15 protein-coding genes are annotated in these 14957 nt (G+C 72.5%); 11 read left to right on the forward strand and 4 right to left on the reverse strand.

Annotated features, from left to right (window positions below):
- The first annotated feature begins 3 nt into the window (after positions 1-3).
- From DMP23_RS19600 to DMP23_RS19620, 5 genes are read left to right on the forward strand one after another with little or no spacing between them, the layout of a single operon-like run.
- Positions 4-1464 (forward strand): proton-conducting transporter transmembrane domain-containing protein, encoded by a 1461-nt coding sequence (locus DMP23_RS19600; RefSeq protein ID WP_337821996.1) that lies wholly within the window; start codon positions 4-6, stop codon positions 1462-1464.
- Positions 1461-2921 (forward strand): hydrogenase large subunit, encoded by a 1461-nt coding sequence (locus DMP23_RS19605; RefSeq protein ID WP_337821997.1) that lies wholly within the window; start codon positions 1461-1463, stop codon positions 2919-2921. Before DMP23_RS19600 ends, DMP23_RS19605 begins: the two co-directional genes overlap by 4 nt.
- Positions 2922-3695 (forward strand): NADH:ubiquinone oxidoreductase, encoded by a 774-nt coding sequence (locus DMP23_RS19610; protein WP_337821998.1) that lies wholly within the window; start codon positions 2922-2924, stop codon positions 3693-3695.
- Positions 3692-5731, forward strand: a complete 2040-nt coding sequence (locus DMP23_RS19615) for a proton-conducting transporter transmembrane domain-containing protein (RefSeq protein ID WP_337821999.1) — start codon at positions 3692-3694, stop codon at positions 5729-5731. The genes DMP23_RS19610 and DMP23_RS19615 overlap by 4 nt, the downstream gene beginning before the upstream one ends.
- Before the next feature lie 15 nt (positions 5732-5746).
- Positions 5747-6010: a hypothetical protein gene (locus DMP23_RS19620; RefSeq protein ID WP_337822000.1), complete on the forward strand. Its 264-nt coding sequence runs from the start codon at positions 5747-5749 to the stop codon at positions 6008-6010.
- Here the strand turns inward: DMP23_RS19620 and DMP23_RS19625 are convergent.
- Genes DMP23_RS19625 through DMP23_RS19640 form a run of 4 tightly spaced genes read right to left on the reverse strand, consistent with a single transcriptional unit; the run spans position 5986 to position 9465 of the window.
- The gene (locus DMP23_RS19625) at positions 5986-6756 is read right to left on the reverse strand and encodes an ABC transporter ATP-binding protein (RefSeq protein ID WP_337822001.1); all 771 of its coding nucleotides are present in this window, start codon (positions 6754-6756) and stop codon (positions 5986-5988) included. The genes DMP23_RS19620 and DMP23_RS19625 overlap by 25 nt on opposite strands.
- On the reverse strand, positions 6743-7267 hold the full coding sequence (locus DMP23_RS19630) for a phosphatase PAP2 family protein (RefSeq protein ID WP_337822002.1): 525 nt from the start codon (positions 7265-7267) through the stop codon (positions 6743-6745). Before DMP23_RS19630 ends, DMP23_RS19625 begins: the two co-directional genes overlap by 14 nt.
- 6 nt (positions 7268-7273) lie before the next feature.
- Entirely contained in the window at positions 7274-8956 is a 1683-nt protein-coding gene (locus tag DMP23_RS19635; RefSeq protein ID WP_337822003.1) for a dynamin family protein, read from the reverse strand.
- Positions 8953-9465, reverse strand: coding sequence for an NUDIX hydrolase (locus DMP23_RS19640; protein WP_337822004.1), 513 nt, complete (start codon positions 9463-9465; stop codon positions 8953-8955). The genes DMP23_RS19635 and DMP23_RS19640 overlap by 4 nt, the downstream gene beginning before the upstream one ends.
- Positions 9466-9702: 237 nt before the next feature.
- Between DMP23_RS19640 and DMP23_RS19645 the strand changes: the two genes are divergently transcribed.
- From DMP23_RS19645 to eno, 6 genes are read left to right on the forward strand one after another with little or no spacing between them, the layout of a single operon-like run.
- Positions 9703-10569 carry a DUF4129 domain-containing protein gene (locus tag DMP23_RS19645; protein WP_337822005.1) on the forward strand — a complete coding sequence of 289 codons (867 nt, stop codon included), beginning with the start codon at positions 9703-9705 and terminating at the stop codon, positions 10567-10569.
- Positions 10566-10997 carry a hypothetical protein gene (locus DMP23_RS19650; RefSeq protein WP_337822006.1) on the forward strand — a complete coding sequence of 144 codons (432 nt, stop codon included), beginning with the start codon at positions 10566-10568 and terminating at the stop codon, positions 10995-10997. The genes DMP23_RS19645 and DMP23_RS19650 overlap by 4 nt, the downstream gene beginning before the upstream one ends.
- Positions 10994-11968: an AAA family ATPase gene (locus tag DMP23_RS19655; protein ID WP_337822007.1), complete on the forward strand. Its 975-nt coding sequence runs from the start codon at positions 10994-10996 to the stop codon at positions 11966-11968. The genes DMP23_RS19650 and DMP23_RS19655 overlap by 4 nt, the downstream gene beginning before the upstream one ends.
- Positions 11965-13191 (forward strand): DUF58 domain-containing protein, encoded by a 1227-nt coding sequence (locus DMP23_RS19660; protein WP_337822008.1) that lies wholly within the window; start codon positions 11965-11967, stop codon positions 13189-13191. The genes DMP23_RS19655 and DMP23_RS19660 overlap by 4 nt, the downstream gene beginning before the upstream one ends.
- Complete coding sequence (locus DMP23_RS19665) at positions 13188-13676, forward strand: hypothetical protein (protein ID WP_337822009.1); 489 nt, start codon at positions 13188-13190, stop codon at positions 13674-13676. Before DMP23_RS19660 ends, DMP23_RS19665 begins: the two co-directional genes overlap by 4 nt.
- Positions 13673-14956, forward strand: coding sequence for a phosphopyruvate hydratase (eno, locus tag DMP23_RS19670; RefSeq protein WP_337822010.1), 1284 nt, complete (start codon positions 13673-13675; stop codon positions 14954-14956). The genes DMP23_RS19665 and eno overlap by 4 nt, the downstream gene beginning before the upstream one ends.
- The last annotated feature ends 1 nt before the right edge of the window (position 14957 follow it).

The following is a 14957-nucleotide window of genomic DNA, read 5'->3' on the forward strand; positions in this document are numbered from 1 at the left end:
GAGATGCCGGCCGTGCTGATCCTGCTCACGACGCTGCCGCTGCTCCCGTGCCTCGCGGCGCCGGCGGGCCGCGTCCGGGTGAGCGAAACGCTCAGCCTGTTCACCGCGCTGGGCAGCCTCGGGCTCGCGGTGGCGCTGGTGCCCGCGGTCGCGCGCGGTCCGGTGCAGTACGGGATTCTCCGCGCCGACGCGATCTCGGTGGTGTTCCTGCTCGGCACGACCTTTCTTTACGCGGCGACCGCGGTGTACTCCATCGGCTATCTCAACGCCGAGCGCGCCCGTCCCGGATTTTCCCGGCATGCCCGGCGGTTCTATCTCGGGCTCAACCTGTTCGCCTGGTCGATGATGTGCGCGCCGCTGATGGACGGGCTGGCGTTGCTCTGGATCGCGGTGGAGATCACGACCGTGGTGTCCGCGCTGCTGGTGGCGCTCGACGACACCGACAACGCGGCGGAAGCGGCGTGGAAGTACGTGCTGCTGGCGTCCGCCGGGCTCGGCATCGGCCTGCTGGCCACGATCGTCATGTACTACGCCGGATCCACGGTGCTCGGCTCGTCCTACGACGTCGCCTTCGCTCCCCTGCTCACCGCCGGAAAGGCGTTGCCGCACACCGCCGTGCAACTGGCGTTCGTGCTCGCCGTGGTGGGGTTCGGCACGAAGGTCGGGCTGTTCCCGGTGCACACCTGGCTTCCGGACGCGCATTCCGAAGCTCCTACGCCGGTGTCGGCGATGCTGTCCGGTTCGCTGCTCGCGGTGAGTTTCTACGCCGTGCTGCGCTACTACCAGGTCGCGGCGGGCACGCTCGGCTCCGGATTCCCGCGCACCGTGCTGCTGGTGTTCGGCGTGCTGACCCTTCTGCTGGCCGCGTTGTACCTGCTCGAACAGCGGGATCTCAAGCGGCTGCTGGCGTATTCGAGCGTGGAGCACATGGGCATTCTCGCGATCGGGGTCGGGCTCGGCGCGCCGCTCGCGCTGGCCGGGGTGCTGCTGCACGTGATCGCGCACGCCGCGGCGAAGGGCAACGCGTTCTTCGGCGCCGGCGTCCTGGTCCGGAAGTACCGCACGAAGGACACCGCGGTGATCCGGTCCTGTTTGGACACTCTGCCGTGGACGGCCCCGCTGTTCCTGTTCGCGATACTCGCTTTGTCGGCGATGCCGCCGTTCGGCTTGTTCCGCAGCGAGTTCCAGATCTTCGCAGGCGGGCTCGCCAGCGCGCACAACGCGGTGACGGTCGTCCTGGTGGTGCTGGTGACGCTCGCCTTCCTCGGGCTGTCCGTGGCCACGACTCGCATGCTGTTCGTACGGGGCGGCGGCGACCTGCCGGCGCGCGGCGAGCCCAGCGCGTGGATGGTCGCGCCGATGGTGGCCGGGCTGCTCGTGCTGATCGTCCTCGGCGTGCACCCGCCCGCCGATTTCGGCGAGCTGCTCGCCCGCGGCGTCGCCGAGCTGGGAGGCGGGACATGACCGTCGAGAACATCCTCGCCCGCATCGAGTCCGGGGCCCGGTTCGCCGCGCTGGCCGGCGACGGCGACCGCACCGAGGGCCTGACCCTGCTCGTGCTGCTCGCCCGGCCGGAAGGAATCGACGCGGAGCGGCTGACGCTGCCTCCCGGCGCCGACCGCTACTCCTCGCTGACCCCGCGGATCCCGGCGGCGTTCTGGTACGAACGGAAACTCCACGACCTGTACGGGGTGGTGCCGCAAGGACATCCGCGGCTCGACCCGCTCGTGCTGCCGCACGCCGAGGACAACGCACCGCTGCCCAGCCCCGGCGCGGCGTACCATCCCGCGCACGTGGAACCGGACGAACGGGCGTTGCCCAGCCACGTTTCCGGCACCGGCCTGTTCAGCTTCCCGCACGGCCCGGTCCGCTCCGGGGTGTTCGAATCGGTCGAGTACGTGGTCGAGACCCCGGGCGAGGACATCCCGCACATCAACGTGCGCCCGCATTTCAAGCACCGCGGGCTGGAGGTGCGCTTCGAGGGAATGACTCCGGAGCGCGGGGTGCTGCTGGCCGAGCGGGCCGAGGGCATCGCCTCCGTCGCACACGCGCTCGCTTTCTGCCACGCGGTCGAAGAAATCGCCGGAACGCAGCCCCCGATCACCGCGCACCTGGTGCGCGCGCTGCACGCCGAGCTAGAACGCATCGCCAACCATCTCGACGTCGCGACGAAACTCGCCGACGCCGCCGGTCTCGCCGTCGCCGTGGCCCGCTTCGGCTGGCACAAGGAACGGGTGCTCCGCCTGGTGTCCGCGCTGTGCGGCAGCCGGTTCGGCCGCGGCGTCGTGCGCCCCGGCGGGATCCGCGCGCTCCCGCTGCTCGGCCGCGCCGCCCTCCGGTCGCGTGCGGGCCTGCTGCGCCGGGACATCGACAGCGATTCCGCCGCCTTGATGCAGACCGCGTCGTTCCTCGACCGGTTGCGCGGCACCGGTCCGCTCGACGAGCAGTTCGCTCTCGAACACGGGTTGCTGGGCCCGGTCGGCCGGGCCAGCGGCACCGGCGACGACGCCCGCTGGCAGCGGCCCTACGACGCCTACCCCAAGCTCACCCGCCGCCAGGGCCCCGAATACCGCGACGGCGACGCGATGGCCCGCCTCCGCGTCCGCTGGGACGAGGTCGCCGAGTCGTTCGACCTGATCGAGCAGCTCGTCGAACTGCTCGACGACGAAGCCGACGACGTGCTCTTCACCCCGTTCGAGCCGGTCGCGGGCCAGTCCGTCGGATGGGCCGAGGCGCCGCAGGGCGAAGTCCTGTACTTCCTCGACCTCGGGGACGGGGGGCGGGTGCGCCGCTGCGCTCCCCGCTCGGCGTCCTTTCACAACCTGGCAGTGTTCTCGCACGCGTTCCGCGGCGACGTCCTGACCGATTTCCCGTTCATCGAGGCCAGTTTCGGCCTCTCGATCGCCGGGGTGGTGATGTAGGTGCCCTGGGTGCTGCGCGGCCTGCGCGACGGAATCGTCACGACCGGCTACCCCCGGCGGCCCGACGCCGACGACGTGCGCTCGCTCGCCCGCCCCTTGGCGTCCGCGCGCTGGGAGCCCGGCCTCGACGAACTGTGCCCGACCGGCGCGATCCGCCCCTGGCAGCACCGGGTGCGGCTGGACCAGGGCGGCTGCATCGGCTGCGGTGCCTGCGTCCGGACGCGGCCGGACCTTTTCGAATGGCAGGAGGGCATCGACGACGCCTGGCTGACCCGGGACGGGCTCGTCGTGCCCGAACTGCCCGAAACCGACCCGGACCTGGACCGCGTCCGCACCGCGCTCGCCCGCCGCACCCGGGCGCTGCGCCGGTCGGTCCACCTCAGGCACGTGGACGCCGGCTCCGACGGCGCCGACGAATGGGAGATCCAGGCGCTGCTCAACCCGGTCTACGACGTGCACCGGCTCGGCATCTTCTTCACCGCCAGCCCGCGGCACGCCGACATCCTGCTCGTCACCGGAGCCGGAGCGCACGGCATGACCGCGCCGTTGGCCCGCACTCTCGACGCGATGCCCCGTCCCGTCGTGGTGATCGCCGCCGGAACCGACGCGGTCAGCGGAGGGCTGACGTCCCCGTCCTACGCGGTGTCCGGCGGCATCGGCGAACTCCTTCCGGTCGACGTCTGGGTGCCGGGTTCACCGCCGAGCCCGTTCCGGCTGCTGCACGCGATCTTGCTCGCCACCGGCCGCCTGCCCGGAACGGAGCGCGCACGATGACCGCCGTCCTGCTCGCCGCTCTCCTGCTGCTGGGCCTCGCACTGCTCGCGGATCTCGGGCTCGGTGTCGGCCGCGCGTGGGCACGGCTGCTTCCTTACCTCCTCGGGGCAACGGCCTCCGTGCTGCTCACCGTCGTCGGGGCAGCCGGGCTCGCCGGGACGCCGGTCCGGCTCAGTCTGGACGCTTTCCTCGGCTTCGGCGCGGCTGATCTCACCGTCGACCGGCTGTCGGCGCTGTTCCTGGTGATCAGCTTCTCGGTGGCGGTCCCGGTTTCGCTGGCGTGCGCGGCGTGGGCGGTCCGCCCGCACCGCGTTCGCGCGCGGGGGCTCGGCTGCGCTTACGCGCTGACTCTGGCGTCGATCGCGATCGTGGTCACCGCCGATCACGTGTTCGTGTTCCTGTTCGCCTGGGAATGCCTGACGATCGCGTTCTACCTGATCACCGCACACGAACGCGGCGCCGCGGCGGCACCGGCGATCGTCACCGTCGGGCTCGGCAAGTTCAGCGGGGCGTCCCTGCTGGTCGGGATGCTGCTGCTGGCCGGGAAGTCGAACAGCTTCTCGCTGGCCGGTTTCGCCGCGCTCCCGCAGACTTCCGCTCGCGACGCGGCCTACGCATTGCTGGTCCTCGGCTTCGCGGTCAAGATCGGCCTCGTCCCGGTGCACGTGTGGATGCCGCGCGGCTATCGCGCCGCGCCCGGTCCGCTGCGCGCGGTCATGGCCGGGGTCGCGGTGAACGCCGGCTTCTACGGCCTGTGGCGCACGTTGGCGCTGCTGCACCAGCCGCCGCCGTGGCTCGCGGTGGTCGTCCTGCTGCTCGGCGGGGCCACCGCGTTGCTCGGCATCGCCCACGCGACCGTGCAGACCGACCTCGCGGAAGTCATCGCGTACTCCAGCGTGGAAAACGCCGGGCTGATCAGCGTCGGGTACGCGGTCGCGATGATCGGCGCCACGACCGGAAAGGCGCCCTTGCTCGCGGTCGGGCTCCTCGCCGCCACCTTGCAGACGGTCGCGCACGCACTCGCGAAATCGTTGCTGTTCGTCGCGGCCGCGGGCATCGAGGACGCCACCGGCACCACCGAACTCGACGCGCTGCGCGGAGTCGGCAGACGGCTCCGGTTCTCCGGCACCGGGCTCGCCGTCGGCGCGCTCACCCTCGCCGGGCTGCCGCTGACCGCGGGATTCGTGTCCGAATGGTTCCTGCTGGAAGCGCTGATGCAGCAATTCCGCCTGGGAGCCCTGGGCTACACGCTCCCGCTCGCGGTCACCGGCGCGCTGGTCGCGCTCACCGCCGGGTTCGCCGCGGTCGCGTTCGTCCGCATCGTCGGGCTCACCGTGCTCGGCCCGCGCGGCCCCCGCGACGAAACGCTCGCCCGGAGAACCGGACCGCTCGGCGCCGCCGGCATCGCGGCGCTCTGCCTCGGCTGTGTCGGCGCCGCCGCGGTCGCGCCCCTGCTGGTCGGCGTGATCGCCGCCGGGCTGAGCCCGGTCGTGTCGCCGGCGGTCACCGGATCGGCGTTCAAAGAACCGTGGGTGCTGCAGCCGGTCTACCCCGGCTTCTCCGCGCTGTCCCCGTCATGGCTGACGATCGTGCTGCCCGCGCTGCTCGCCGCGGCCGCGCTGGTGTGCGCGGTCTTCGGCCGCCGCCGCGTCTTCGCCGTCCGCCGGGTGCCCGCGTGGCGCTCCGCGACCGGCGGCGTCGAAGGCGAAAACCAGTACAAGCCCTTCGCCTTCGCCAACCCGACGCGCAAAATCCTGGCCAACGTGCTGCTCACCCGGGCCGAACTGCGCACGATCGAACACCGCAGCGGCGGCCAGGAAGACGACCTCCGCCCGGATGCCTCCGGAGCGCATCTCGGCTACAGCTCCGACGTCGTCGAGGCCGTCGAACGGTTCCTTTACCGTCCGTTGCTGCGTCCCTTGCTCGCCGTCGTGCGCACCGCGAAGCGCCTGCAGAACGGACGGCTCGACGCCTACGTCAGCTACCTGCTCATCGCGTTCGTCGCGGTTCTCGCCCTGGTTCTCGTGCTCACCTGACCGAAAGGGAAACCCATGCATTGCCTCGACTGCGCCCTCGCCGGGCGCTCCTGCCCGAGCGTGGCGATCTGCACCAGCTGCGGCGCCGCCGCGTGCCTCGCCTGCGTCCGGATCGGCCGCGGTTCGACCAGGCATGTCACCGGATTCAGTTCCGCCGATCTGGCCGTCACCGAAACCCGTCTGGTGGCGTGCAAAGCCTGCGCGAACGCACTGTCCGCCCGGCACGCCCTCGAATACGGATTCGCGCCCGCGGTTCAGCCCGCCGCCGACGTCTCGTGAGTTCGCCCGCCGCCGCACCGGTAGGCGGCGACCACGTCGTCCGCGCGACCGGCCCGGACCACGCGGCCGGACTCGAGCCACAACGCCGAGTCGCAGAGGTCGAGCAGCAGTTCTTCGGTGTGCGAGGCGAACACCAGCACGCCGCAGCGGTCGACCAGATCGTGCAGCCGCGACCGGGCGCGCACGAGGAAATCCGCGTCGACCGCGCCGATTCCTTCGTCCAGCAGAAGTATCTCCGGGTCGGCGGACGTCACCACGCCGAGGGCGAGCCGCACCCGCATGCCCGTGGAGTAGGTGCGCAACGGCATCCGCAGGTAGTCGCCGAGTTCGCTGAACTCCGCGACCTCGGCGATCCGCGCGCGCATCTGCCGCCGGGACATCCCGAGGAACATGCCGCGCGCCACGATGTTCTCCAGCCCGGTGCTGTCGGGGTCGAACCCGAAGCCGAGGTCGAACACCGGCGCCACCCGCCCCGTCCTCCTCGCGCTCCCGCGGGTCGGCTCGTAGATCCCGGCCAGCAGCCGCAGCAACGTCGACTTCCCCGCGCCGTTGTGCCCGACCAGCCCGACCCGGTCGCCTTCCTCGATCGACACGGTGAGGTCCCGCAACGCCGTGACGACCGGCACCTTCCCGCCGGTCCGGATCGTCCCGCCGGAGGAGCGCAGCACTCGCCGCTTCAGCGAACGCGATTTCGCGTCGAAAACCGGAAACTCGACGAACGCGTGGCCGAGCTCAACGCCGATCACGATTCCCCCTTCGCGCCCCGCGAGACACCGCCAGCGCCGTGGCCGCGAACGCCCAGCCGCCCAGGACGTCGCTCGGCCAGTGCACCCCGAGCACGATCCGGCTGATTCCGATCGCCGCCGCGCCCGCCGCGGCTGCCGGCCCGGGACGAGGCAAGAGATTCGCCGCGGTCAAGGCGATCCCGAGAGAACCGAGCGCGGTGTGCCGGGAGGGGAAGCTCGGGCCGGACCACGAAGCGCGCCACAATCGTCGCGGAGGCCGCGGCCGGGCAATCCGCTCGGCGAGCACGTGCCGGACCGCGGTCGCCACCGCCAGCGTGATTAGCGGGCTCGCCCACCGCTCGCGCGCACCGGTCCGGACCAAGCACGATGTCCCGACCACCGCCCAGACCACCGGTGTCTCCCCCGCGAGCGTGACCGCGCGGGCGAGCGACACCGCCGGCGGCGAGGTCCGGTCGTGCACCCAGTCCAGCACGCGAAGTTCCGCGTTCGTCCACTGTGGATTGCCCAGCATGCCGGATCACCGCGCCGGAACGGTCGAAAGCATTTCGTCCAGGTCGCGGATCGTCCGCTCCAGCTCCTCGATCCGTTCGCGCACGTGCGCGAGCCGTGCCGAGGGCTCCCCCGCCCGGGCCCGGTCCGCTTCCTCGAGACCGGTTTCGAGCGCGGCGAGCTGAGCGCTCCAGATCTCCGCGATTGCCCGCTCGTTCGCGAGGCCGGCTTCCCGAAGCCAGTCCTGCAACGCGGACCGAGCACGACCGTACGGGCGGGGCACCGCGTTGCCAGCCCATTCGACCAGGTGACGGTGCAGTCGCTTTCGCCGGACCGCCCTGGGCATCCGGTGCGCGAGAGCGGTGGTGACCAGTTCGCGCCAGACGACTTCCGGAGCGAGTTCGAGGACCGGGAGTCGCGGCGCGGCAACCGGTTCCGGGGCCGGTGCGTCGGCCAGCTGGATCTCGAGCACGCCCGCGGCGGCGTGCCGGGCGCGGGCGAGGTCGGCGGTCAGTCCGGAAACAGCCTGCCCGGCGGCGCGTCGCACGGTGGTTTCCAGTTCGCCGCCGACGTGGTGAAACCAGCCGGCGCACGATTCGATCGCGCGCTCGGCCACTTGCTTCCGCGCGGTGTCCGCGAGGTCTTCGGGACGCTCTGGCGAGACCGGGAGGTCTGTGCCCAGCAACCGCTCCGCAGCCGCTCTCGCTGCCGTGACCGCCCGTTCGTGCGAGGCGTCCAGGCGGGGACGGGCGCGCCGCGCTTCGCCGCGCAGATGGTCGATCGCAGCGGCTTCCGCACCATGTGCGTTGTCGAAGATCTCGCGCAATGCCGCCACTGCGCGCGCACTGTCGTCCGCGGTGCGGCTGAGAAGCTCGCACTCGGTCTTGAGGCCGTCCAGCACGGCGGAAGTCTCGCGCCGCAACGCCCGCGCGGTCGATGCCACGACGTCGGATCCTCCGTGCCGGGCGATCCGCTCCGCGAGCCAGCCGGCCAGCTCGTCCGGAGCCGAGGTCCGCAGCGACAAGGGCAGCACCGGAACACCTGCGCCGAGCCGGGCCGTGACCGCCGACCGGGTGAAGGCGACGATCTCCCCGAGGTCCTCTTCCCGGACCAGGTCGATCTTGTTCACCACGACGACCGTCGCGGCCGCGGTGGCCGTCACCTCCTCCGCGAGGGCCAGCTCCGCCTGCGACACCGGCGGATCGGCGGCCACGACGAGCACCGCGAGATCGACCGTGCCGCGCGCACGCGCAGCCTCGTCGGTGTTCGCCTGGTGCACGGAGCCGGTGCCGGGCGAATCCACCACCTCGGCGCCCTCGGGAAGATACGGCGACGGTGCGGTGATCCGCACGGTGTCGACGTTCTTCTCGTTGCTCGGGTTGCCGCGCTCGCTGGCCAGCTCGGCCGCCTCCGCCAGGTCCACCCGGCGGCGTTCCCCGCCGCGGTACCGGACTTCGGCGTCCACAGTGGACGCGACCGTCACCACGGCCGCCACCGAGGTCGCCGGGAGCGCGCCGGTGGGCAGCAGCGCACGCCCGAACAGTGCGTTCACCAGCGTGCTCTTCCCGCGTTTCGCCTCGCCGAGAACGAGAACCCGGGTCCGGCCGGTCCGCGCGCGAGCGAGCGCGTCGTCCAGCATCCGGAGCCGGTCGGGCGGGAGGTGCGGGCGGAGCTGTTCGGCCGAACGCGCCAGCCGCGCCGCGGCGGTCACCACGCCCGCCGCGCTTCGGACGGCGCCGGCCGCCACACGTTGCCCAGATACGCGGCGGTGCGATTGTCGCGGTGGAACGCACGCAGATGACCGCCGATCGGGGGCCGCAAGCCCACCGCCGCCAAGCGCTCCAGCCGGATGAACGCGGGCACCAGCCCGTCTTCGACGCCGTGCGGCTCGCTGTCCGGCTCGTCCGCCACCGCGTGCAGCACGATCTCGACAAGGCTCTGGCCGTACTCCGGATGGGCGGTGTCGAACACGAAAGCGACCCCGGCCGGGGTCACCGAGAGCCCGGTTTCCTCGCGGACTTCCCGGCGCACGCAGGCAGCGACCGATTCGCCCGCGCGCGGCGTGCCGCCGGGCAGCACCCAGTCCGCGATCCGCTGGCACAGCAGGACGTGCTGCTGCCGCAGAACCAGCCCGGAGCAGCGCAGGTGCACCGGTTCGGCGTCGAGCCCCATGGCTTCCTCCTCGTCCGGCCGCGCGGCATGCAGCGCGGACACGGTCACGGGTAGAAGCCATCAGCGCCGGGCGGCGCAGTCGCGGCGAGCCCCATCGCCGGCCGGGGCGCATCGCGCCGCCAGGCGTTTTCCACGGTAGCAGCCGAATCGCGGCCGCGCCCGCGCTGCGGCTGATCGCGTTCCGCGCCGCGCCGTGGCACAATTGCGCACAGGTGATGGGGCTCACCCGCAACCGCGGCACGCCGCTGACGGTCCCTGGCGAACACGTCAGGGAGAGGTGTGCGGATGCGACGCCTGGGTGACGCCGCGCCGTCGGCAGCGGTCTTGGCTGTCGGCGTGCTGCTGGCGCTCGGCGCGGCCGGGCTGAGAGCTCGCGCCGGGGCCGGATGGTCGTGCGCGGGCCCGTTGGTCCGTGCGGCGGGCACCACGACCATCGTCGTCGTTTCGGTTCTCGTGCTTGCCTGCGCGCTGCTGATTCTCTGGGCTAGCACTGCGCTGCGCCGCCGTCGCAAGCCGGAGGACGACGACTTCGAGCCGGTGTACGAACCCTTGGGCGCCAAGTGGGGGCGGCGGTGGGCGGTGCTGGTGACGCTCGCGGTCACCGTGGCTCCGATCGTCGTGCTGGCCGTCGTCGCGTCCCGCGTGACACCTGCCGCCACACCCCCGCCTCCGGTCGCTCCGGCGGCTCCGCCCGCCCCGGTTTCCGGCGGTCCCGCTGACGGCGGTCCGCCCTGGCTGCTGCTGGCCGTTCTCGCCGGGGCGGTGCTGGCATTGGCGGTCTTCAGCCGGATGCACGGGAAAAGGACGCCCGGAACGGCGTCTTCCCCGGCCCTGGCGGCAGCGGCCGAAGCGGGGCGGTCCGAGCTCGGCGAGATCGCCTCCGGCGGGCCGCGCGGGGCGATCCTTCGCTCGTTCGCCGCGATGGAACGCGCTCTCGCCGGATCGGATGCAGCTCCGCGGCCGGCCGATACGCCGACCGCGGTCCTGTCTCGCGCCGCGGACGCCGGTCTCGTCCGCTCCGGACCGGCCCGCCGGCTGCTCGGCGTCTTCGCCGAAGCACGGTTCAGCACGCACGAGATGACCGAGGCGCATCGGGACACCGCACGCCGGGCGCTCGACGAACTCCTCGGCGACCTGGGGAGAAAGTCATGATCACCGTCGTGCTCACCGCCACCGCGGCGCTCCTGCTTGCCGTCGGTTACGCCGTCGGCGCCGCCGCGGGGCTGTTCGTCTGTGCCGTGCTCGTCACCGTGCTCACGGTGCTGAGCGTGCGCGCGTCGCTGCACGGAGCCGCCCCGCCGAGCGCACCCGCTCCCGCCGGCCGGCGGCCGGACTTCCCCGGCTACGACCACCTCGCCGCGGCCGTCGCCTGGTCGAGCACCTCGATGCACGCCTGGGACTGCGACCTGCGGCCGATCCTGGTGCGGCTGCTGGGAACCGGCCCCGAAGCACGGGAAGTCCTCGGAGCCGATCTCTGGCCGTTGGCCGACCCCGCCCGGACCCGCTCGGGCGACCGGGACGCACCGGGGCCGTCGCCGGCCACGCTCGAAAAGATCCTCGACCGGCTGGAGGCCCGATGACCGCCACCGACCGCACCGGCAGCACCGCGGGCGTACGCGCGGCCGCCGTGCTCGACGAGGTCGAACGCGCCGTGGTCGGCAAACGCGCCGTGCTGGAGCTGATCCTGCTCGGCATGCTCGCCCGCGGCCACGTCCTGATCGAAGATCTCCCCGGACTGGGCAAAACGCTGATCGCCCGGTCGTTCGCGACGGTGCTGGGCCTCGCTTTCTCGCGGATCCAGTTAACCCCGGACCTGCTGCCCTCCGACGTGACCGGCGCGGTCGTCTACGACCAGGCCGACCGGCGGCTGGTGTTCCGTCCCGGCCCGGTGTTCGCGAACCTGCTGCTGGCCGACGAGATCAACCGCACGCCGCCGAAAACCCAGGCGGCGCTGCTGGAAGCGATGGCCGAGGGACAGGTCAGCGTCGACGGGCGCACGCATCCGCTGCCGGATCCCTTCGTCGTGCTCGCCACCGACAACCCGATCGAGTACGAGGGCACCTATCCCCTGCCCGAGGCCCAGCTCGACCGTTTCGCGCTCCGGGTCCGCATCGGCTACCTGCCCGCCGAGGACGAGCAGGACCTGCTGCGCCGCCGCCTCGACCGCGGTTCCGCGCCGCCGGCGCTGCGGCGGGTGCTGGCCCCGGACGAGCTTCCGGTGCTGCGGGAGTCGGTCGAGCAGGTGCGGGTCGACCCTGATCTGCTCGATTACGTCGTCCGGCTCGCCGGCGCGTCCCGCGGGCATTCCCAGGTCGTGGTCGGCGCCAGCCCGCGCGCGTGCCTGGACCTCGTGCAGCTCGCCCGCGCGAAGGCGCTGCTGGCCGGGCGCGACTACGTGACGCCCGAGGACGTGAAGGACCTCGTGCCCGCGGCGTGGGGGCATCGGCTGAGCCTGCGTCCCGAGCTGTGGGTCCGCCAGATCCGGGGCGAAGACGTGCTCGACCGGATTCTCGACGAGGTTCCGGTCCCCCGCACCGGGGATCCGGCATGAATCCCGTTGCCGTGCACTGGCATCCGACGCGCCTGGCCCTCGCCCTGGCCACCTGCTCCGCGCTGGCCTTGCTCGCCGGGGCGGTTTTCGGCGACCTCGCGCTGTTCGGATTCGCCGCGCCGATGCTGGGCGCGCTCGCGTTCGGCCGGCGCAGGCAGGCGCCTGCCGGTTCCCTCGCGGTGCAAACCGCTTTGCCGCATCCCCGCTGCGTCGAGAACGACGAAGTCTCCCTGACCGTCGACGTCCAGGCCGGCGGTGTCGACGAAACCTCCGTCGAACTGCGGTCCCGCACGATTGATTCGTCCACCGAGGACGGACGAACCTTCACTCTCGTGCCGCGGCGCTGGGGACGACGGACGCTGCGCCCGCGAGTCGTCTGCTTCGCGCACTCCGGACTGGCCGAAACCGCGCTGCTCGCCGACGGACCGGAACTGCGGGTCTATCCGCAAGCGCCCGCGGTCGAGGCCGTGCCCCGCCCGGCGGATCTGCCGGACCGGGTCGGCGTCCACCTCGGACGCAAGCGCGGCGGGGGCATCGAATTCGCCGCGGTCCGGCCGTATCAGCCGGGCGACCGGCTGACCCGGGTCAACTGGACGGCCAGCGCCCGCCGGGGCGAACTGTACGTCACCGACCGGATCGCCGAACAGGCCGCGGAAATCGTCGCGGTCGTCGACACCTTCTCGGATGTGGCCCAGCCTGGCGCGTCCACATTGGACCTCGGGGTGCGCGGAGCGGCTTCGGTGGCACGAGCGGCGCTGCGCCGCGGCGACCGCGCCGGCGTGGTCTCGCTCGGCGGAATTCTCCGCTGGATCGGACCCGACGCGAGCGAACGGCAGTTCTACCGGATCGCGGACACCGTCGTCGAGTCCCGGCTCGACGACGCCGTGGTCGAGCCGGACCTCAGCCGGATCCCGCGCCCGGCGCTGCCGCCTCGCGCCGCTGTCGTCCTGTTCTCTCCGCTGCTGGACAACCGGGCGCTGACCGCGGTGCACGACCTCCGGCAGCGCGGATGCGCGCTCGTGGTGGTCGACACCTTGCGCACCGAACCGCCCGGCGGCCGCCGCGAACGGACCGCCCGGCGCCTGTGGCTGCTCGACCGGCGCCGCACCCTCGCACGGCTGGCCGATCTCGGAATCCCGGTGCTCGGGTGGAACGACGGCCAGTGGCTCGACGACGTACTGGGGCGGCTGGCTCGCCGCCCGCTGCCGGGGAGGACCGCATGACCGAGTTCGTGCGCGGGCCGGTCCCGATGGTCGTCGCGGGACTGGTCATGGCCGCCTCGACTCTCCACACCTCCGCTCTCGGCGCGATCGCCGCCGGGGCGTGCCTCCTGGCCGCGCTGATCGCCGCGAGATGGCAGGACTCGGCAGCCGCGACAGTCGCCGTGCTCGCCGCGGGCGTCGCACTCGCGGTCGGCGAACCGTCGCCAGCCCGCGGCTGCGCGACCGGCCTTCTCGCCCTCGCGTTCCTGATGACCGCCGAGGCGCGGCGCACCCTCGCAAGCCACGCCGATCCGCTGAGCTGGCTGCGCCGCCGCAGCCGGTTGCTGCTCGGCGGGCTCGGCGGAGTGCTCGCCGCGCTCGCCGGCGGGCTCTGGTCCCTCGGCTCGGCCTGGCTCGCCGTCGCCGGGGTGCTCGCGTCCGGGGCCGCCTACCTGCTCTCCGTGCGTCCCCTCGCCGACCGCCCACCCCCCAGGAGGAACCCATGACGAGCGTGCAGTTCACCGGCTTGCAAGCCTGCGAGATTCTCGATTCGCGGGGCCGCCCCACCTTGTCGGTGACCGCGGCCTGCGGACCCCGGCACACCGCCGCCGCAGTGCCCTCCGGCGCGTCGACCGGGCGCAGCGAAGCACACGAACGCCGCGACGGCGACCCATCCCGCTACGGCGGCGCGGGAGTCCTCGGCGCCGTCGACACGGTCAACAGCGAACTCCGGCGCCTGCTGTGCCGCCGGGCGTGGGCCAGTCTCGCCGAACTCGACGCGGCGATGGTCGAACTCGACGGCACCGCGGACCGCCGCCGGCTCGGAGCGAACGCGATCCTCGGCGTGTCCATGGCGGCGGCCAGAATGTTCGCGGAAGCCGGAGAGGTTCCGCTCTGGTCCTGGCTGCGCGTCACCGGGACCGGACCGCGCATGCCGGTCCCGCATTTCAACGTGCTCAACGGCGGCGCGCACGCGCACACCGGTCTCGACTTCCAGGAATTCATGATCGCCCCGGTCGCCGCCGCCACCACGGCAGCCGCGATCCGGGCCGGAGCCGAGATCTACGCCGCCCTGCGCACGCTGCTGGCCGAGCGCGGGCATTCCGTGGGCCTCGGCGACGAAGGCGGGTTCGCCCCCGAAGTGACCCGCCCCGAGGACGCCCTGCACCTGCTGCTGCGAGCGATCGAGGACGCCGGATACCCGGCCGGGCCGGACGGGGTGGCCATCGCGATCGACCCGGCCGCGTCCCAGTTCCGCCAGCCGGACGGCAGCTACCTGGTCAACGGCCACCGGCACAGTTCGTCGGAGCTGGTGCAGCGCTACGTCCAGATGGTCCGCGACTTCCCGGTCTGGAGCATCGAGGACGGCATGGCGGAGGACGACCTGTCCGGCTGGCGCGAGCTCACCGCCGAACTCGGCGACCGCGTCCAGCTCGTCGGCGACGACAACTTCGTGACCAGCGCGTCCCGCATCGCCCGCGGAGCCAAGCTGAGCGTCGCCAACGCCGCGCTGATCAAGCTGAACCAGATCGGCACCGTCACCGAAACCCTCGACGCGATCGAGATCTGCCGGGAACACGGCTACCGGCAGATGATTTCCCACCGCTCCGGCGAAACCGCCGACGCCTTTATCGCCGACCTCGCCGTCGGAACCGGCTGCGGCCAGCTCAAAGCAGGCGCACCCGCCCGCGGCGAGCGCGTCGCGAAATACAACCGGCTGCTGGAGATCGCGGCCCGCCATCCGGAACTCCCCTACGGCGCGGCCTTCGACGTCCGCCTGGGATAGA

Source organism: Amycolatopsis sp. A1MSW2902, from assembly GCF_017312175.1.
GTDB classification, from domain to species: Bacteria; Actinomycetota; Actinomycetes; order Mycobacteriales; family Pseudonocardiaceae; genus Amycolatopsis; species Amycolatopsis nivea.